Origin of the sequence: Streptomyces sp. NBC_00984, from assembly GCF_045162475.1 — a bacterium.
Taxonomy (GTDB): Bacteria; Actinomycetota; Actinomycetes; order Streptomycetales; family Streptomycetaceae; genus Streptomyces.
Window position 1 is genome coordinate 252,362 of sequence record NZ_CP108735.1, and the last position, 19,150, is coordinate 271,511.

Below are 19,150 nucleotides of genomic sequence, written 5' to 3' on the forward strand. Positions count from 1 at the left end.
CTGCCGAGGCCGGCGCCGTCAACTCGTATGGAGAGGTGCGATGTTCGACACCGAAGACGTGGGCGTGTTCCTCGGCCTGGACGTCGGTAAGAGTGCTCACCACGGCCATGGACTCACCCCGGCCGGGAAGAAGGTCTTCGACAAGCAGCTGCCCAACAGCGAGCCGAAGCTGCGGGCCGTGTTCGAGAAACTGACCGCGAAGTTCGGCACCGTTCTGGTGATCGTGGACCAGCCCGCCTCCATCGGCGCTCTCCCGCTGGCCGTGGCCCGGGACGCGGGCTGCCAGGTCGCCTACCTGCCCGGCCTGGCGATGCGCCGGATCGCCGACCTGTATCCGGGCAAGGCGAAGACCGACGCGCGTGACGCGGCGGTGATCGCGGACGCGGCCCGCACCCTGCCGCACACCCTGCGCTCTCTGGAACTGACCGACGAGATCACCGCCGAACTGACCGTCCTGGTGGGCTTCGATCAGGACCTCGCCGCCGAGGCCACCCGCACATCCAACCGGATACGCGGCCTGCTCACCCAGTTCCACCCCAGCCTCGAACGCGTCCTGGGACCACGCCTGGACCACCAGGCCGTCACCTGGCTGCTCGAACGCCACGGATCCCCGGCCGCACTGCGAAAGGCCGGACGCCGCCGCCTCGTCGAACTCATCCGGCCCAAGGCCCCACGCATGGCCACCCGGCTGATCGACGACGTCTTCGACGCACTCGACGAGCAGACCGTCGTCGTGCCAGGGACCGGCACCCTCGACATCGTTGTGCCCTCCCTGGCCCGCTCGCTCGCGGCCGTCCAGGAACAGCGCCGGGCCCTGGAAGCCCAGATCAACACCCTTTTGGAGGCTCACCCTCTTTCCCCGGTCCTGACGTCGATGCCCGGCGTCGGAGTCAGGACCGCCGCAGTCCTGCTGGTCACCGTCGGCGACGGCACCAACTTCCCCACCGCCGCCCACCTCGCTTCCTACGCCGGCCTCGCCCCCACCACGAAATCCTCCGGCACATCGATCCACGGCGAGCACGCACCCCGAGGCGGAAACCGGCAGCTCAAACGCGCCATGTTCCTCTCCGCCTTCGCCTGCATGAACGCCGATCCCGCCTCCCGCGCCTACTACGACAAGCAACGCGCCCGCGGCAAAACCCACACCCAGGCCCTCCTCCGCCTCGCCCGCCAACGCACCAGCGTCCTGTTCGCCATGCTCCGAGACGGCACCTTCTACGAATCCCGAACCCCCACCATCACCCTCGCCGCATAACCAAGACACACAGCACAAATGCGGCAGCACCGCCTTGACGAAGAACATAGAGGCACCCCCCCCCGGACAGCATCAGACAGCAGACTCACCCTCACGGCCTTCGTCTTGGTCACGTGCACCTTGGTCGGAGCACAGGATCAGACGAAGGCCGCCCCCACGTCCGGCGAACCCCCAGGTGAGCGACCCAGTTCGAGACACTGTTCGAGGCCGGAAGATAAAGGACAAGCTTAGAAGCCGTTGCCATGCCGATCACGGAGTCTGTCGATCGAACGGAAGTCTCGATCGGGTGATCGCGGGCACTACCCGGCATGAGAGCAGGGCTGGCGGTATACGGGGAAAATCCAGGGGAACGGACGGCCGCGCGCTGCTACGGTCGGGCGCTATGAGCTGGATCCCCGATGACTTCGTCCATCCCGTCCTGGTACCGCTGCCGGGCAGTGGTCATCACCTGCGGCCGATCCGGGAGGCGGACACCCCGCTCGACTATCCGGCTGTGATGGGTTCGCGCGAGCGGCTGTGGACCATCTTCGGCCCAGCCTGGGGCTGGCCCGCGGCCACCATGACCTACGAGGCCGACCAGGCCGACCTGTTGCGGCACGAGAAGGAGATCGCCGCACACCAGTCTTTCAACTACGCGCTGTTCGACGCGGCGGAGACAGCTCTGCTCGGCTGCGTCTACATCGACCCACCGGAGAGGGCCGGCGCGGACGGCGAGATCTCCTGGTGGGTGGTGGACGTGCTGGTGGGCAGCAAGGTCGAGCAGGCCCTCGACGAGCTGGTGCCGCAGTGGATCGCCGCCGACTGGCCGTTCGAGCAGCCGCGCTTCCTCGGCCGCGAGATCTCCTGGTCGGACTGGCTCGCCCTGCCGGAGCACCCCGACGCGTAAGTAGCTTTTGTCGTAATGCTCTGGGGACTTGGTGCTCGACCGGCCGTCCCGATTGGGTGGTCGTCGGGTGCTCGGCGCATGCGAGGAGGGCCTCCTGAACAGCTCGCTGGTGTCGAATCACCGAGCATCAGGAGGCCCTGGTGTCGCAGTCTTGCGTGCCGATGCCCGTGCAGTCCACCGCGGGTACTCGGGAGTGCGACTGTCTGGCTCACCGGTTCGGAAACGCTGCCGACAATCGCCTGCGAGAGCGTCGGTATCCGAGCGACATGACGGACGCGGAGTGGGTGGTGGTGCGGCCGCTGCTGCCGGTGCCGGGTTGGATGCAGGGCCAGGGCGGGCAGCCGGAAGCGTACTGCCACCGGGCGATGCTGGACGCGATCGGCTATCTCGTGGACAACGGCATCAAGTGGTGGGCGATGCCGGCCGACTTCCCGCCGTGGGACCGGGTCTATGCGTTCTTCCGCCGCTGGCGCGACCACGACCTGGTCCGGGAGTTCCATGACCGGCTGCGCGGGCAGGTCCGCGAGAGGGCAGGGCGCGATGCCCGGCCGACGGCTGGGGTGATTGATTCGCAGTCGGTCAAGGCGGACGCCGTGGTCGGCGCCGGCAGCCGTGGCTTCGACGGCGGCAAGCTGGTCAACGGACGCAAGCGGCACGTCGTGGTCGACACCCTCGGCCTGCTGCTGGGCGTGATGGTCACCGCTGCGGATGTGGGCGATCGCGCCGCCGCCTACGTCCTGCTGGAACAGGTGGCCACCGCCCACCACCGTCTGGCCCTGGTCTGGGCCGACGACGGCTACACCGGCAGTCTGATCGAGCACTGCCTGGCCGCGTTCGCCCTGGTCCTGGCGATCGTCAAGCGCAGCGACAACGTGAAGGGGTTCGTGGTGCTGCCCAAGCGGTGGATCGTCGAGCGCCTTTTCGCGCACCTGATGCGAAGCCGCCGCCTGGTCCGCGACTTTGAGCGTCGTATCGCCAGTGCCGAGGCGATGATCTACTGGTCGATGGTCGCTCTCATGACCCGTCGCCTGGCCCGGCCACACCGGGGGCGAGGGTGAACCGGCCGGGTGTGGGCTCGGCCAGCCAGCCTCGGGCGACCAGGCGTTTCGCCTTCGACCGCAATGCCTCCACCCGCGCCGGCACCAGGTCCATGCCGAACACCGCGGCCATTTCCTGGCAGGTCAGCGGCCCCTGCCCGAGACGGACACGGTCCGCGACTGCGCGAAGGATGCGCTGGTAGTCGACCGACAGCACCGACGAGGCCATCCCCTCACGCCACACCGGCACCTGCGATTTCGGTCTGGCCGCATCACGGGACACCGGCTGCCTGTCCGCATCCCGCGGACCGGCGGCGGCCCGAGGCCCGGCGTCAGCGGCGCTGTCCGGAGCCAGAACCGTGTCGACCCGCCGCCGGGCGATCACCCACTCCTGCCATTCCTCCTCGGCTGCGGCCAACTCGGCCTGGATACGGTCGGCCTCCTCACGCAGGCCGTCGACCCGACGCCGAGCAGCGAACTCGTGCTGTTCCAGTAGTCCAACGACTGACGGCATTCGAGACCTCCCGGGGAGTGACGACCTGACAGGCCACTACTCCCACGGGTCTACCGCACCTATCCGTGACCAGCGGAAACCTGTCGATCACACCCGGAAAGACAACAGCTTCTTAGACTTGGAGGTATTGGCAAACCGCTGATCAGGGAGCATGACCGCTCACCTTGCCCGTCGAGGTGAAGCAGGCCTTCGTAACGTGGATGTCGGCACGCTGATGCCGCAGGCGAGGCCAGGAAAGGTCTGTCGGGGAGGGCTTGTGCACCACGCCCCAGATCCATCCGTTGCTTGAGCGGGTTCTGGTCCCCCGGCTGGATCACCCGGCAGTCTACTCGTGCCCGGCCCATTACTTCGCGACCCACCCGACCTTCGGCCAGCAGTGGGTAACCAACCGACGCCAAGGGGCGGAGGACGCCGCCGTACCCCAGTGGCGCGATCACACCATGGCGCGAGTAGTGCTCACCGCTACCGGGGCACGGCTCAGGCGGACCGGGGCTCCCACGTGGCTGCCGTTCGGCCACTTCCTCTGGCCGGCGTCACGGCGGTACGCCCCGAAGTCGTGCTCTCGTACAGCGTGTGCGCCCCCCAGGGCCTCGGCGAAGTCGCGTGATGTTCGGTTTGTGATCGTGGGGGCCCAGGAGGTGAGGGGTGTCGAACGTCCACGAACTTGAGTGCTGGTAGCTTCGCGCCCGTGATCGTGTATCCGCTGTGGCATGTCGGCCACCAGAACGAAGCTGGCGACGACGGCTCGACAGTGCACGTCGATGAGAGTGGCGTGTTCTGCGACGAGTCGGACGGCGATGACGTAAAGCTGCTCGGTATCTACTCAACCCTTGAACGGGTTGAAGAGCGTGTGCGTCAGGCTCTACTGCTACCGGGCTTCCGTGATGAACCGGAGTGCTTCTACTTCGACCCCTGCGAGCTCGATGAGGATGATTGGACCGAGGGCTTCGTTCGAGTTCCGCCGGGCGAGTAAATCCGTGGGCAGAGCCTTGATGGGCTGCCGTTCCGTGGTCACAAGCCCCAGGGCTTCGGCGTGGGGCTTCGGTGTTGTCGGATGACGCCCGCTTCCTGACGGATGACCAGATTGGGCGGGGTCGGGTGGAGAACAGGCACGGACGCCCGCGATCATGGAGTTCTCTACGCTCTGTGATCATGGGAAGTCCGTGCCTGCCGACGTATCATCTCTGATCCCCCTGCCCTGGACCAACTGGGCCCTCGTCCGGGAGCCACCCCCCAAGGAGATCCCCGACCTGCTGGAGTGCCTCGCCCAGGTCCCCGACCCGCGTGATCCCCGCGGAGTGCGCTACCCGCTCGCCGCGGTGCTGGCCTTGACCGCCTGCGCGGTCCTCGCCGGTGCGAGGTCGCTGCTGGCGGTGAGTGAATGGGTGGCCGAGGCCCCCGAAGAACTCCTCGAGCGGCTGGGTATCCGCGTCGACCCACTCTTCCCGAAACGCTCCTGGCCTTCGGAGACAACGATCCGCAGAGTCCTGGCCAGGATCGACGCAAACGCCCTGGAGCGGGCGGTCGGGACCTGGCTTGCCGACCGGCAGCAGGACGCGGGCGGGTTACGGGCACTGGCCGTCGACGGGAAGTCGCTGCGGGGCGCCGCCCGCGCCAAGGGCCGGAGAATCCACCTCCTGGCCGCCTGCGACCACGTCGGCGGGCTGGTCCTCGCACAGATGGACGTCGGTGAGAAGACCAACGAAATCACTCGTTTCCGACCCCTGCTGGACACGCTGCCCGACCTGTCCGGCACCGTCGTGACCAGCGATGCCCTGCACACTCAAACCGACCACGCCACCTATCTGCGGGGGCGGAACGCCCATTACATCGTGATCGTGAAGCGCAACACGAAGAAACTCCGCACGCAGCTCAAGTCCCTTCCCTGGCAACAGATCCCGCTCCAGGACCACACCCGCACGACCGGGCACGGACGCTGTGAGATCCGCAGGCTGAAGGTCTGCACGGTCAACAACCTGCTCTTCCCCGGCGCCCGCCAGGCCGTCCAGATCGTCCGCCGCCGCGTGAATCGCACGACGGGGAAGATCAGCCTCAAGACCGTCTACGCGGTCACCAGCCTCGCCGCGGAACAGGCCCCGCCAGCCCGGCTCGCCCAACTGATCCGCGGGCACTGGACGGTCGAGGCCCTGCACCACGTCAGAGACGTCACCTTCGCCGAGGACGCCTCCCAACTGCGGACCGGGAACGCACCCCAGGCGATGGCGACCTACAGAAACCTCGCGATCGGAGCCCTCCGCCTCGCCGGCGTTCGCAACATCTCCGCCGGCCTCCGCCGGACAGCCAGGAACCAAACCCGCACCCTCACCCATCTCGGCCTAACATGATCAAAAAGGACGAGGTCCGACTACGCCGAAGCCTTGGTGCGCCCCCTGCTCCTCTCCGGCCCGGCTGCGCCGTGGCTCGGCGTAGCAATCGAACACCTACGCCGTGTGGCCGTAGAAAGGACGGCGTTGCGGGGTGATCGAGCGGACCACAGCCTGGCTCACCGGCTATCGCCGTCTCTCACCCCGCTACGAGCGGCATTCCCACAACTACCTGGCCTTTTCTCGACCTGGCCGCCGCCGTCGTCCGTTACAAGCGGCTGATCTGCCTCACCACACAGGACTTGCTCTCAGTTGTGTTCAGCGTGTGTTCCTCGCCTTTCGTGCGCGGGAGATCCGGGAGCTGGTGAAGGCGTCGATGCTGCCCGCACCCTTTCCGGGTTGGCTGTTCCAGCCACTGATACGGTCAGCCAGCGCTTCAAGGCGTCGATCGCCTGGCGGGGTGGCGATGTGGAAGTGGGACTGCTTGAGTGGGGCGAGCTCCCCGCCCCACGCTACGACCTCGCCCACGTCGGCGAGGATGTCCTCCACCACCGTCACCGCCAGCTCGCTCATGCCATTGGCGGCCGTACCGCCCAGCGGAAAGAGCATCGGTTGAATCGCCACGGCTGTACCAGAGAGGTAGTTCGACTCGAATGCCGCTCCCACCTCGCGGTCGGTGGTGTGCCCGGTCAGCTCTTCGGGCCGGAGCATGTCGATCTCGTAGGCATAGCGGCGCACTACGTACAGCAGCACGGTCGCAGCCGGGCCCTTCGCGAGCCTAACGGTGAGCTTCGGTGCGCCCTGCACCTGGTACTTGGTGGCCTCGGTCAGAATGGCCCAGCCATTTGCGGACTTCCGTCCGATCCATTCCTTGCCATTCGGTAGCTTCACCTGCTTGGCCTTCGGCAGTGGCTTCGGCCGGGCCGACGCCTGCGCGGGGCTCCCGGCGGTGGCGAGTGCGAGGCCAGCAGCGGTAGCTGCGCCTGCTCCGAGCAAACGTCTACGGCTGGTTATACCGCTCATGAGGAGACCAGCTCCTTTCTGTGGAAAATCGCATAAGCGATCCGGAATAGAGCAAGGGCAAGAGCGCTGACGGTGAAGACAGCGAGAACGACGATCGCAGGGTTCACCCATGCGGGTACGAGACTGACCTGCTCGTTGCATGCGTTGGCCACCGGGAAGAAGGACGTGCCGTCCGCTCCCGTGCGATCACGCCATGCCTGGTCGTAGGTGGTGTGGTGGGTAAGCCCGCAGGTTTCCCGAACGTCCAGACCTCCTGTGGAGACGCCGAAGCCCCACACCATGACCATGAAGCCGCCGGCGACCAGGGCGGCACTGACGAGCGCAATAGGCTGCTCGTGCCATCGTGGAGGCTGTCTAGCGCCGCGACGCAGCATCAGCAGCCCTGCCAGGATGGCCAGGACGAGAGCTGCGAAGATGAGGTTGAACATTAGGACTCGGCACCGACCCTTGCGACGATCGCGTCGACGAACCCCTGGCAGAAACTCTGCAGTTTATCGAACCCGCCAGGCAAGGCCGCCAGCACTGTCGGAGACTGCGCCCCCTTTGCCACGATCAGCACGGTGCGCGCCAAATTGTACGTTTCGTTCTCCATCGTCAGATCGTTGTACGCCTGGTCCTTGCAATCTGCTGCGGTGAAAAACCGCTTGTTGAAATACTGCGTGAACCGGGTGAGGTGGCCACCACCGTTGCCGTAGTGCTCTCGCACGATCTGGTTGATCGGAGTCCCGGCGGTGCAGGCGCGGGCAATCAGGTAGCCGTCGGCGTCTTCGATCAGGTCTTGGAAGGAGAAGGAAGAGGAAACACCCGGCTTGGCAAGCTTTGCGTCACAGTACGCCTTGCCGGAAGCGTACTGCTGCTCGTCGTTGCGCCAGTTGGCATAGAAGGTCATGAGGTCGCCGCCCCACCCGGCGATGTCCCCAGCGTTCACGGACTTGGGATTCGCGGGTTGGGGAAAGAGTAGGTAGCCGTTAGCGGTGGCCATCAAGTGCTCGGGGCCGAGCTCGTAGCCCGAGTTGGGGTCGGTGAAATCCTTCTTTACCGTGTGCCCCCTGCTCTCGGCGTAGGTGACCCAGTCCTTATCGTAATTGCCGATCAGAATGCCCCAGTTGTAACCGCCGTACTCTTCGTGGCGGATGAACTCCATCACCAGTTGGGATGCGCTGCGGTTGGTTGAGTTGGAGGCCTTGTAGTCCTGGGCGGTGGCATACAGCTGGTCAATGTAGACCATGAAGTCCGCCGCAGGCGACGCAGCGGCGGCCAGGGAGGACACGCCGGGATCGCTCTCAGGGCGCCACACGTCGTGGTCCAGGTCGATCTTCCCTCCCTCTCCGCCGATCTCGATGCCGCTGATCTCCTTGATCTGGTTCAACGACCAGTTCGCCGGCAGGGGGAAACCGAGGTTCCCGGAGAAGCCCCAGGACATGCCAGAGACGAACGAGTACCGGGCGTAGGTCTTCTCGGTGGCGTTGATGCACACATTCCGCGACCCATACACGCCGTGGATGTACTTCTTGCCCCGGTCCGCGAGGCCGGCTACCACGCCGTTGAAGTACTTCACGATGTAGGGGTCCATCTGGTCCTGGGTGGCGTCGTAGTCCACCGCGAAGTAGATGACCGACCCACGCGGGATACCGAACTTAGTCGCCTGCTCATGCGCTATCAGAGCGTGCTGGAAGCCGGTGGTGTAGTTGTACTCGGTCACGTCCCGGCCGTGAACCTGCATGATCGGGAAGAACCTCAGGCCAGCGGCGAGAATGGTCTCGAGCTCGCCGGGCTTGATCTCCTTCTCAAAGTTGGGGTCCGGGCTGTACAGGTACCGGCCGACGATCTCGCAGCCGTTGTTCTTGAGCCACTTGGCGCGGTCGGCGTTGATGACGAACCGAGTATCGGCGCCGGTCACATCACGGTCGGGGTTGCCCATGGACACGAGCAGCTGGCACCAGGTGTCGTAGTCGCCCTTGCCGGCTTTTTGAGGGAGATACGAGAATTTCTGGAACAGCTGCACGTATTCGGTGATGTTCGAACTGAAGGTGGAGGTGAAGGCGGTACGTACCCCGTAGTCATCGACAGGCACTGGCTCGTTGAACACGCACGCGGCGGTGAACAGGCTCACCATGATGCCGGTCGCGCCCTCAGTGAGCGTGTGATTCTTCAAAGCGGCTTGGGTGCCGGGCCCGAATTGGCCGTTCGGAGAGGTAATGCCCATCTCGTACTGGAGGGCGATCACCAAAGACTTCTGCACATCGCGCGAGTACAGGCCATCGCACGGGCCTATGTAGTAGGCCGACTTTTCCCAGTAACGGCCGTTGAGCCATTGCTGAATCCCGCGGATCTTCTCCGTACCGCCGGCAATCACGACATAGGCATCCATGGTGAGCAGGGCCTTGAACACCTTGGCCTGCACCGATCTGTTCCAAGCGTCCTGGCCAGTTTGCCAGATACCCATGTTCTGCTTCATCGATTCAAGCGCGTCGGCGTTGAAGGTGTCCCCGGATTCACCCCAGTAGCCCTTGCAGAACAGGCCATAGCGGATGATGTCGCGAATGTTCTTGTTCTGGTCCCCGTCCGAGATGCTCTTGTACGCCTCAAGCTTGCTCATGGTCGTCTCCCCGAATGAGGCGACCACGGGACTGATTCCCAGCTCGTGCTGCAGACCCATGATAAACGAGTACATGGTCGACCAGCCGGTCTGCCCATTCTCTGGGCACTTCACGTACCCCGACACCCCAGCATAGGTGGAATTGACCCACTTCTGACCCTCGAGGACCTTCGCGTCAGCCACGAAAACCCACCCCCTCTTAAACGTTATTCGAACGAATATCTACATACCGTCACAGTCGGCACAGATGAGCGGCCGGATGAACTGTTGCAATCCGCACCAAGCCAGACCGAAGATGGCCACACTGCACTACTGTGGCTGAACATTTGCTTCCCGCTTCGGCCCCTTAAGATTTCACCTGCTCGAACGCCACAATCTGCGCCATCGGATCGGTCGGCACCGGGGATCCGTCTTTGTCGATAAGGAGCCCTGCCTCCCGCGCCGAATCCCCCGGCTGTACGCTCGGGAATTCGCGCTTCATCGTCACGTCATATCCACGCGGCCCCGTCACGCGAACCGTGATGGAGAAGAACATCGACCTTCGCGATGGATTGGGGATGTGGATCGCGGTATAGGTGCCGAGTTCGTTCGGAGTCAGCAGGACCTCGATGTCACCGAACTTGTAGGTCTTTGTGTCTCCTTCCTTCTTCGGTACGGCCGCAGGCATTGTGGCTACAGGTCCAGGAGCATCGGGCGAGGATTCGGCGTCGGTCGGCGTCTGTTCAGCCCTCGGCTCTGCGGTGGGGCTGACTGATTCGACGGGAGGCGGGGTGGCATCCAGTGCCGTCGGCGAATCGATGCCCCCCTGCGTCCCGCTGCATCCTGAGAGAGCCAGAGCCGCCACCGCGACAACGGCGACGGCTACTGGAAGACGGTGTGCTCGGGTCATGGTTAGTTACAGGCCCCGATGGTCTGGGTGTTGTCCACAACGACCTTGCCGTTCGAGTCCTTCATGTAGGAGTAGACCGTGCCGCAGTACCCGCGCTTCTGGTAGAGCGGACCGGCGTAGGAGCTATAGGTGCCGAAGTCCTCGACCGTAGGATCCGCGGTGTAATTGGAACTCAGGCGCACACCTATGGACCGGCTAGCGCCGGTGTCATTGAAGAAGAGGGCACAGATCGGCTTGTCGTAGTACCCGGAGCCTGATGAAGTACCGTTGGTCCAGGTGTAAGTGCTTCCGTAGGCGCCGTAGCGCCAAGCGCCAGTAGAGATGGTGTAGCCGGGGCCACACGCATTGGCGGCGGCGGCGGCGGCGAGGGGGTCGGCCTCGATGAGACGTCTCGTCTCTGCCGATGCCTTTCTATCCACCTTGATGCCCTTGATTTCTACGGTCGCGATAGGCGTGTTCTCCTTGGGAACGGAGCGCTCGGCTGCCGATGCAGTCGGCACGGCCGTCATGAGGCCCAACATCACGGTGGTAGCAATTCCCACACGTATCGTGGCATTCTTCATTCCGGGTCCTTTCATGGCATGGATATGCCAGTTTCAGTAATTATTTGCGCAACGACCTGTTGGTCAATGAGGGGGCACGCTACAACTAAATGTGCCGGGGCGAATCCCTGATTAAGGGGAATTCCTTGAGCATCACAACACGCCAGTCGACATGTCACGAACTGAAACCAACTCGCACACCCGTCTCCCCCTCGCGCATTTATTGCTACGCCCGCGAAAAGGCCCCAAGCGGGAACCACGACGCGCGACTTCTGGAGCATAGATCAACCACACAGGACGCGATAAGGGGATCCCGACCTGCGGAAATCCCGATCGAGGCAGGCTCGTCACTGCGCGTCACCAAAGATGCCCAACTTGTCCCGGATTGCCGAAAATCCTCAGCAAGCGACCCATTCACTAAGCAGGTAGGCGATTCTCGGCCGCTCGCTCGCACGTCTGCACCATCCGGGGGCAGGATTGCGGACCCCGAGCCCACGGAACGCAGGGCTTTGGGTGCAAGTTACAGCCAAGGGCAGAATCGCGAGATTCAGCCAAAGCGCCCAGGATAAAGAGGCGTAAGTTTCAATCGCAGATATCACGAGGGGTGACCCTCTCGGAATGTGAGGTCACTCACATGACCGAGACGGTGTCCTATGCGGTGAGCCGGATGAGTCGCTTGTAGCAGCACAGTGCTGCAGCGAGGCTGAGATGGGCCAGGTTCTGTATCGGGGAGTACCCGAGGACGTCCCGCAACGCCGCCACGGTGGACAGTAGTTCGTGGTAGGCGGCCGTGCGGGAAGTCGTTGCGGAACCGGTCGCGCAGCAGCGAGCAGGACGCCTTGCCGGCGACCTCGACCAGGTGGACATCCAACCGGGTCAATGTGCTTGCCTGCGCGGGCGCCGGAGCCCCGCGCCCTCCCGTTATGGCGGGAGCGACTCAGGTTGAAGACCGCGAGCACGCCGGAAACACCCGCGACGTTGAAGGTCTGAAGCCACCAGCAGCACATTCCGGACTGCGTGATCGCCGTCCGGCGGGCGTCATGCGCCCAGCGGCCCGGTCGTCATAGCGGCGGGAGAGACGGTGTGGCGGAATGCCGAATTGTTTGGTCGTGCCGGTGTTGTCCGCACCGCTCAGCGCGGCCGCCACCACGCGTCGCTCACAAGGGTCTCCGATCGGGTCTCCGCCTGCCCGGTTCCAGCAGGTCCGGGGAAGCAAGTACACCCAACACCCGCTGTTGGCACCAGTGTTCGACGGTCACGCGGCGGTCATACGGTTATCTCATTCCCGCCCCGGCCCGGCCGCTCAGGTGCTGAGATGGGCACGTGGACTCGCGACCCAGCACCCGCTCGCCATCGCCCGGTCCCTCCACGGGCTGACCCAGAGCGACCTCGCCGAGAAGATCAACCGGGCGGCGCGGCGCCGTGACCGCAAAGCGGGCACGACCACCCGCACCCACCCGGGACGGCAGCTGTCGCAGCCGGTGCTGAACGGCTCGCGTCTGTTCCAGCACGTCATCGACGAGCTCGAAGGGTAGGTACTGGGTCAGCTCGCCCAGGTGGCCAGGAGCGAAGACACCATCCGCAACCGTGATGGTACGGGTGAGCGTCGTGGTGGCAGACTGGTCGGACAACGGGACCTCTCGTGGCAGGAAGACTTTGGTCGGTTTCCCGCTTCTACCAGGGGTCCCGTTCTCGCATCCCCAAGCTCCCCAGCCGTCAGGCGAGTTGCAGTTTCCCCCGCGCCCTTAGCCTCAATACCGTTCAGTTAGTGGTTTGGATGGTGATGTGGGGGCTGTGTTTGGGCTGGGGCCAGTGTGCGTGGTGGGAGCGTTTCGCGGCCCATTTCAGGACCTTGCGTTTGACGACTCGGGGGTGTGAGCGCTTTCGGCGTGTTGGGTTGAGGTGTTGGGTGAGCCATCGGATGGCGTGATGCCAGATCGTGTCGGCCGTGTCAGTGCCCGGAGGGGGAAAATGCGCTCTGCGCGACTGAACGGCGAGCGATGCGGAGGGCTTTGACGAAGGAGACTCTGTCGGGGTCGTGGCCGGCGTGTGCGGCAGTGTCAGCCATCAGGGTGCGGATGGCGTAGTGGCAGCACAGGTGTCCCCAGATTTCTTGCTGGACAAGCTCGGGGGCTTTCGAGCGCAGTACCGCGCGGGGCCCGCGCTGGTGGGTTTTCAGCTCGTCGAAGGTGGTCTCGATCTCCCACCGCTGGGCGTAGGCGGCTGCGAGGTCCTCGGCGCCGGCCTCGGCAGGGTCGAGGATCGTGGTCAACAGCCGGTACTCCTCGGCGTTGCCCTGGCCGTCATCGACCGTGTAGTCGATCACTCTGACCGTGAGCGGCTCCGTCGTGGCCCGGTTCATGCCAGACGTCGGGACGATCCGGGCCAGCCAGGACCCGTCGGCCAGGGTTTCCAGATACCGGGGCCGCAGGTTCGTTTTGACTCGCCAGAGCAGATCCGCGCCCGTGGCGGCGGCCTGCTGCCAGAGGCGGAACCCGTAGAAGCCCCGGTCGGCCAGGACCAACCGGCCCGGCTCCAGCCGCCCGACGAGCTGCCGGGACAACTCGATCTCCGACATGCTGCACGGACCGGTGACAGCGTCGAAGACCGCATGGGTGCCGCATTCCGCCAATGCCACCAGGCGGGCCTGCGGAAACGCGGCCCGCTCCCCCCGGCTGGAAGCGGGCCGCCCGAAGAAGTCCGCGTTGGCTGCCGTGTCCGCCACATCCAGGCACGTCCCGTCGATCGCCACCAGACGACGCCCGGCCAGCCACGACCCCGGCGTGCCAGGCCCCGCCAGCGGACGCGCAACCCGGGCGAAGAGATCCCGCACCGGCTCGAACCCCAGACGAGACCTGGCCTGGAAGATCGCCGACTTCGAGGGCGGCGTGAACGTCTCCGACCACCCCGACGCCCACGACAGCCCGTCCGTGAGCTGCGCGAACACATCCTCGTAGGAGCCATCCGAATACAGCGCCATCCCGATCGAGAAGTACGCCATCACCCGCGCGGGCAACGACCGGTGACGCCGCTCAGTGCGCCCCGCCTCCTCGATCACCGCGTCAACCACGTCTGCAGGAAACACCCGCGTCAGCAACCCCACAGACACCAAATCCGACAACCGGACATCAGACGACGGCTTCACCCAACCAGAACGCGGCATCCCCCCACGATAACCCAGAAGCGCTTAACTGAACGGTATTGCCCTTAGCCTCGATTCACCGACGTGGTTTCGAAATGATCTGCGAGGGTTTTTGGGGCGGGGCCTCGGACTGTCAGCTGAGTGCGGGCAGGGTGTATCCGCTGGTCTGCCCAGCTTTTCCACGATTCGGCTTGGGTCGGGCCCTGGCGGGCGGGGCGGGGAGTGGCGTCAGGGTGTCTCGGGCGGCGCGTGGACTGTGGCGAACAGTTGTGCCCACGCGTCTTGCCAGGGCCATCGCTGCGGTAGGTGCAGGGTGAGGCGCCGGGCGGAGCGGGCGATCCGGGCGGGAACGTGGACCAGGTGAGCACGCAGGGTGGCGGTGGTGGCCTTGGCGTGGAAGGCGCTGGCCAGAGCGCCTGCGGCGCGCAGCAGGTTGTAGGCCATCGCCCACAGGGTCAGCCAAGCGGCGTTGGCGTGGAAGTGTGCCGAGGGCAGGTGGGCCAGGGCGGAGGCTTTGCTGTCGGCGATGACCTGCTCGACGACGGCGTGGTGGCGGTGTTCCCGCTCGGCCTGGAGGGTTGGGGCGGGGTTGTCGGTGAAGAACGGGTGGTAGCGCCAGATGGGGAACAGCTTGCCTGCTCGCCGGTGGTGGGCGGGTTTGGCCAGGTCACGGACCCGGCGCACGATCAGCCGGGCCGTGACGCGCTCACTCTTGTTGCGGCTGGCGAACGCGGTGTATGCGGGTATCTCGGCGACCTCGGCGTCCGAGATGAGATCACCTGTGTCTGGATCTTCCACCGCGTTCGGGTAACTGATCTTCTGCCAGGCATCGTTGGGGATGCTGAGGACGGCCCGTTTGATGGACGGGTTCATGCCGGTGGTGATGGAGAAGCGGGCACCGGCCCGGCGGCAGGCTGCGATCACACCGGCGTTGTAGAACTGTGAGTCCGCCCGCAGGATCCGCATGCCGGTGCAGCCCGCCTCGCTCACGAGTTTCGGGGCGCCGCGGGCGTCTGCTGCCTTGCCGCGGCGCATCCGGACCGCGGCGATCACCGGCCGGGAGCGCGGGGTGCAGATCGTGGCGAGCAACGGGTGCAGAGTGCGGATGCCCTTGAACCGGCCGTACTCCGCGCCCTGCTTGGCCCGCCCGTAAACCCGTTTATGAGTGGAGTCGACGTCGACGAACGCCGTCACACCGGCGCCCGGCAGCAGCGGCGTGTGTGCGGCCAGCGCGCCGAGGAACCTGCGGTGCACAGCGTGGAGTTGGAGCGCATGCCCGTGAGTGAACGCGCGCAGGAACGTGCCCAGCGTGGACCGGGCACGGATACCGTCGAACACGGCCGGCATCGCACCGTGCCGCAGCAGGTGAAGGTCATCGATGCTGTCCGCGCCTGCGGCCATGCCTGCCACGATGCTGGTGACCTTGGCGTCGGCTGCTGCACCCGCACCGTTTGCCGCCCCGGTCAGCATCACCTTCTCCGACACCAGGCGCGAAAGCCCGCACCGTTCGGCCAGCCGCATCACCGGGACCAGCCCGGCATCCGCGATGAGATTCTGATCGTCGAACGCGGCCGACACCGCCGAAGCGGCATGGGAAGATTGCATCTCGCGGGTGCTCTCTTGCTCTGTGGATATGGAACCGTAGGAAGTCCCATCGTCCCAGCTCGGAGGGCATCCGCGCCTTCATGTCCAAGCCCTGGACCAGCTGTTCATCGGTGGATCAAGGCTAAGTGCAATACCGTTCAGTTAAGCGCTTCTGGGTTATCGTGGGGGGATGCCGCGTTCTGGTTGGGTGAAGCCGTCGTCTGATGTCCGGTTGTCGGATTTGGTGTCTGTGGGGTTGCTGACGCGGGTGTTTCCTGCAGACGTGGTTGACGCGGTGATCGAGGAGGCGGGGCGCACTGAGCGGCGTCACCGGTCGTTGCCCGCGCGGGTGATGGCGTACTTCTCGATCGGGATGGCGCTGTATTCGGATGGCTCCTACGAGGATGTGTTCGCGCAGCTCACGGACGGGCTGTCGTGGGCGTCGGGGTGGTCGGAGACGTTCACGCCGCCCTCGAAGTCGGCGATCTTCCAGGCCAGGTCTCGTCTGGGGTTCGAGCCGGTGCGGGATCTCTTCGCCCGGGTTGCGCGTCCGCTGGCGGGGCCTGGCACGCCGGGGTCGTGGCTGGCCGGGCGTCGTCTGGTGGCGATCGACGGGACGTGCCTGGATGTGGCGGACACGGCAGCCAACGCGGACTTCTTCGGGCGGCCCGCTTCCAGCCGGGGGAGCGGGCCGCGTTTCCGCAGGCCCGCCTGGTGGCATTGGCGGAATGCGGCACCCATGCGGTCTTCGACGCTGTCACCGGTCCGTGCAGCATGTCGGAGATCGAGTTGTCCCGGCAGCTCGTCGGGCGGCTGGAGCCGGGCCGGTTGGTCCTGGCCGACCGGGGCTTCTACGGGTTCCGCCTCTGGCAGCAGGCCGCCGCCACGGGCGCGGATCTGCTCTGGCGAGTCAAAACGAACCTGCGGCCCCGGTATCTGGAAACCCTGGCCGACGGGTCCTGGCTGGCCCGGATCGTCCCGACGTCGGGCATGAACCGGGCCACGACGGAGCCGCTCACGGTCAGAGTGATCGACTACACGGTCGATGACGGCCAGGGCAACGCCGAGGAGTACCGGCTGTTGACCACGATCCTCGACCCTGCCGAGGCCGGCGCCGAGGACCTCGCAGCCGCCTACGCCCAGCGGTGGGAGATCGAGACCACCTTCGACGAGCTGAAAACCCACCAGCGCGGGCCCCGCGCGGTACTGCGCTCGAAAGCCCCCGAGCTTGTCCAGCAAGAAATCTGGGGACACCTGTGCTGCCACTACGCCATCCGCACCCTGATGGCTGACACTGCCGCACACGCCGGCCACGACCCCGACAGAGTCTCCTTCGTCAAAGCCCTCCGCATCGCTCGCCGTTCAGTCGCGCAGAGCGCATTTTCCCCCTCCGGGCACTGACACGGCCGACACGATCTGGCATCACGCCATCCGATGGCTCACCCAACACCTCAACCCAACACGCCGAAAGCGCTCACACCCCCGAGTCGTCAAACGCAAGGTCCTGAAATGGGCCGCGAAACGCTCCCACCACGCACACTGGCCCCAGCCCAAACACAGCCCCCACATCACCATCCAAACCACTAACTGAACGGTATTGAGGCTAAGGGCGCGGGCTGCCTCCCGCAGCTCATCCCGCTCCAGGTCGGCGTCCTCCGACACCGCGTCGGTGTACGCCGCCCGGTCGGCGTCCTCGGCCCGCCGGGCGGGGTTCGAGACCGGTCTGCGCTGCTGTCAGGCCCTGCCAGACACTGGCTGCCACTTCTCCGGGTGTCCTGGCGCCGGCCGCCAATTGGCCTGCCAGGTAATGGAGAAGGCAGCATTCAGCGGTCTCCTCGTCGGGGATGGCAGGGCCGAGGTCGCCCACGGCCTGCCGGAACAGTCCTTCGGTCTCGGCGGTGTCCTCGCGTCGGGAACGTCCCGCCAGGTCACGAAGTGCGGGAGAATCCAAGCCGACGGCCAGCAACTGAGCCGCCTCCATCGGCAGATCCTCAAGCGGGACAAGACCGACGACGTACTGCCACGCGACTGCGAACACCCGATCCATGCTCGACGTTCCGCCGAATCCCTGGTGCCCACGACGAGCTCTTTCGGCGCTGGCGGTGGACGCGGTCTCAGCGGTCGGGCACATCGGCTCTGCTCCTGTTCTCGGCGTCGCACGCCTGGGCACGTGCCGCTCGATGAAGGCGATCGAGGCGATCCCGTCGTGACCGCGAAGGTCATCCACAAGTCTGTCGGTCGTCATCCATGACGTGCACAATCAGCCACATGAAGAACACCGCGGGCGCGCCACCCGCGCACAACACGCCTGCCGACCTCGCCCTGGGGTTCCTGACGGGCGGCGTGATCGGGGCGTCGCTGACCGCCTTCATCGCCGGTTGCATCGTCGAGAGGGCGCCGCTGATCGTCACGGGGCTGGTCCTGCCTGCGGTCTACGGGCTGCTCTTCTTCCTCGCCACTCTGCCGCGCCGGGCCCGGGAGGCGGCCGTCGTACCGCGTACGGCGCTCGCGGTGATCGAGGATCTGGAGGCCGTCGGGGGTGAGACCAGCGACGTGCCGGTGCGGTTCGAGCTGTCCGTCGCGCCGGACGACGCGCCCGCGTTCCGCGTCGAGATACGGCAGGACGTCAACCTCGTCGAGCTGCCCGACTACCGGGCGCGCGGGGTCGTGGTGGTGGAGTATCCGCCGGATCGACCGTGGAAGACGCGGATCAGGAAGCGGCCGACGCCGGAGTGGGAGGAGCGGGCGGCCATGGCCCAGGGGGACTCGGTGCCCGGTCCTGCCATGAAGAGCGACACCCCGGCGAGCTGTTTCGGTGGGCTCCTCACTCTCCTCGGGCTGCTGCTCGGCGTGGCCGCCGTGCTCGTGCTCTTCCGTACCGACCTGTTCGACTCCCCCGAGGGCGGGAGCGGCGCCCCCGAGCCGTCCGTCTCCTCCTCGTCGTCCACGAGCGTCGTGACGTCAGCGACGGGCACAGTCACGCTGGGGCCGGGCCAGTCGATGCTGGACAGGGGTGAACTGCGCAAGGCCGTCGAGTCGTTGGCCGAAGGCGGGGACGAGCGCCAGGCACTCACCGTCGTCGTGCAGGACCGCCTGCTGACGGTCGTCTTCTCCCCCACCGGCGCGACGACCGCCGGGTTCGACCCGAGATCCCTGCCCTACGATCGCGTCCCCGGCCTGGTCGAGGAGGCCAGGACCACCCTCGGCGTCGACTCCCGGCAGAGCTGGCAGCTCACCGCCGACGGCGTCACCGGCTCGCTCACGCTCAGAGTCGTGGTGACCGGCGGCGGGGGCACGGGAATGCTGGAGGCGGACGCGCGGGGCAAAGTGCTGCGACGCAGCGGCAGTTGATCGG

Annotated in this window: 15 protein-coding genes and 3 pseudogenes; 9 read left to right on the top strand and 9 right to left on the bottom strand. The window is 65.8% G+C overall.

Features of this window, described 5'->3' with window-relative positions; translation table 11 throughout:
- Positions 1 to 40: 40 nt before the first annotated feature.
- The 3 genes from OG520_RS40950 to OG520_RS40960 all read left to right on the top strand — a co-directional run bounded on the left by OG520_RS40950 (position 41) and on the right by OG520_RS40960 (position 3,199).
- Complete coding sequence (locus tag OG520_RS40950) at positions 41 to 1,255, top strand: IS110 family transposase (protein WP_331748053.1); 1,215 nt, start codon at positions 41 to 43, stop codon at positions 1,253 to 1,255.
- 382 nt (positions 1,256 to 1,637) lie between these two features.
- Positions 1,638 to 2,141 carry an N-acetyltransferase gene (locus OG520_RS40955; RefSeq protein ID WP_331748058.1) on the top strand — a complete coding sequence of 168 codons (504 nt, stop codon included), beginning with the start codon at positions 1,638 to 1,640 and terminating at the stop codon, positions 2,139 to 2,141.
- 266 nt (positions 2,142 to 2,407) lie between these two features.
- Positions 2,408 to 3,199 (top strand): IS5 family transposase, encoded by a 792-nt coding sequence (locus tag OG520_RS40960; protein WP_406016727.1) that lies wholly within the window; start codon positions 2,408 to 2,410, stop codon positions 3,197 to 3,199.
- On the opposite strand, the gene OG520_RS40965 is transcribed toward OG520_RS40960, so the two are convergent.
- The gene (locus OG520_RS40965) at positions 3,156 to 3,692 is read right to left on the bottom strand and encodes a hypothetical protein (protein WP_331748064.1); all 537 of its coding nucleotides are present in this window, start codon (positions 3,690 to 3,692) and stop codon (positions 3,156 to 3,158) included. The genes OG520_RS40960 and OG520_RS40965 overlap by 44 nt on opposite strands.
- Before the next feature lie 688 nt (positions 3,693 to 4,380).
- On the opposite strand from OG520_RS40965, the gene OG520_RS40970 reads away from it, so the two are divergent.
- From OG520_RS40970 to OG520_RS40980, 3 genes and pseudogenes are all read left to right on the top strand, one after another.
- Positions 4,381 to 4,665 carry a hypothetical protein gene (locus OG520_RS40970; RefSeq protein WP_266425101.1) on the top strand — a complete coding sequence of 95 codons (285 nt, stop codon included), beginning with the start codon at positions 4,381 to 4,383 and terminating at the stop codon, positions 4,663 to 4,665.
- A 154-nt stretch (positions 4,666 to 4,819) separates the two neighbouring features.
- Entirely contained in the window at positions 4,820 to 6,037 is a 1,218-nt protein-coding gene (locus OG520_RS40975) for an ISAs1 family transposase (RefSeq protein WP_331748068.1), read from the top strand.
- A gap of 118 nt (positions 6,038 to 6,155) precedes the next feature.
- Positions 6,156 to 6,312: pseudogene (locus OG520_RS40980) on the top strand (IS5/IS1182 family transposase); the annotation flags it as partial.
- 22 nt (positions 6,313 to 6,334) lie between these two features.
- Here the strand turns inward: OG520_RS40980 and OG520_RS40985 are convergent.
- The 5 genes from OG520_RS40985 to OG520_RS41005 all read right to left on the bottom strand — a co-directional run bounded on the left by OG520_RS40985 (position 6,335) and on the right by OG520_RS41005 (position 11,090).
- Positions 6,335 to 7,039 (bottom strand): hypothetical protein, encoded by a 705-nt coding sequence (locus OG520_RS40985; protein ID WP_331748071.1) that lies wholly within the window; start codon positions 7,037 to 7,039, stop codon positions 6,335 to 6,337.
- Positions 7,036 to 7,467: a hypothetical protein gene (locus OG520_RS40990; protein WP_331748075.1), complete on the bottom strand. Its 432-nt coding sequence runs from the start codon at positions 7,465 to 7,467 to the stop codon at positions 7,036 to 7,038. Before OG520_RS40990 ends, OG520_RS40985 begins: the two co-directional genes overlap by 4 nt.
- The gene (locus OG520_RS40995) at positions 7,467 to 9,821 is read right to left on the bottom strand and encodes a glycoside hydrolase domain-containing protein (RefSeq protein ID WP_331748078.1); all 2,355 of its coding nucleotides are present in this window, start codon (positions 9,819 to 9,821) and stop codon (positions 7,467 to 7,469) included. Before OG520_RS40995 ends, OG520_RS40990 begins: the two co-directional genes overlap by 1 nt.
- Positions 9,822 to 9,984: 163 nt before the next feature.
- On the bottom strand, positions 9,985 to 10,527 hold the full coding sequence (locus OG520_RS41000) for a hypothetical protein (protein WP_406016728.1): 543 nt from the start codon (positions 10,525 to 10,527) through the stop codon (positions 9,985 to 9,987).
- A gap of 2 nt (positions 10,528 to 10,529) precedes the next feature.
- Positions 10,530 to 11,090, bottom strand: coding sequence for a hypothetical protein (locus OG520_RS41005; protein WP_406016729.1), 561 nt, complete (start codon positions 11,088 to 11,090; stop codon positions 10,530 to 10,532).
- A gap of 1,286 nt (positions 11,091 to 12,376) precedes the next feature.
- On the opposite strand from OG520_RS41005, the gene OG520_RS41010 reads away from it, so the two are divergent.
- Positions 12,377 to 12,604, top strand: a complete 228-nt coding sequence (locus OG520_RS41010; protein ID WP_406016789.1) for a hypothetical protein — start codon at positions 12,377 to 12,379, stop codon at positions 12,602 to 12,604.
- Here OG520_RS41010 and OG520_RS41015 read toward each other — a convergent pair.
- The 3 genes and pseudogenes from OG520_RS41015 to OG520_RS41025 form a co-directional block, all read right to left on the bottom strand.
- Positions 12,521 to 12,700: pseudogene (locus OG520_RS41015) on the bottom strand (transposase domain-containing protein); the annotation flags it as partial. The gene OG520_RS41010 and the pseudogene OG520_RS41015 overlap by 84 nt on opposite strands.
- Before the next feature lie 320 nt (positions 12,701 to 13,020).
- Positions 13,021 to 14,232, bottom strand: a complete 1,212-nt coding sequence (locus tag OG520_RS41020) for an IS4 family transposase (protein ID WP_331748087.1) — start codon at positions 14,230 to 14,232, stop codon at positions 13,021 to 13,023.
- A gap of 207 nt (positions 14,233 to 14,439) precedes the next feature.
- On the bottom strand, positions 14,440 to 15,816 hold the full coding sequence (locus tag OG520_RS41025) for an IS1380 family transposase (RefSeq protein WP_331748090.1): 1,377 nt from the start codon (positions 15,814 to 15,816) through the stop codon (positions 14,440 to 14,442).
- 169 nt (positions 15,817 to 15,985) lie between these two features.
- Here OG520_RS41025 and OG520_RS41030 point away from each other — a divergent pair.
- Positions 15,986 to 17,196: pseudogene (locus tag OG520_RS41030) on the top strand (IS4 family transposase).
- Positions 17,197 to 18,063: 867 nt separating this feature from the next.
- Positions 18,064 to 19,146 carry a hypothetical protein gene (locus tag OG520_RS41035; protein ID WP_331748096.1) on the top strand — a complete coding sequence of 361 codons (1,083 nt, stop codon included), beginning with the start codon at positions 18,064 to 18,066 and terminating at the stop codon, positions 19,144 to 19,146.
- Positions 19,147 to 19,150 lie beyond the last annotated feature (4 nt).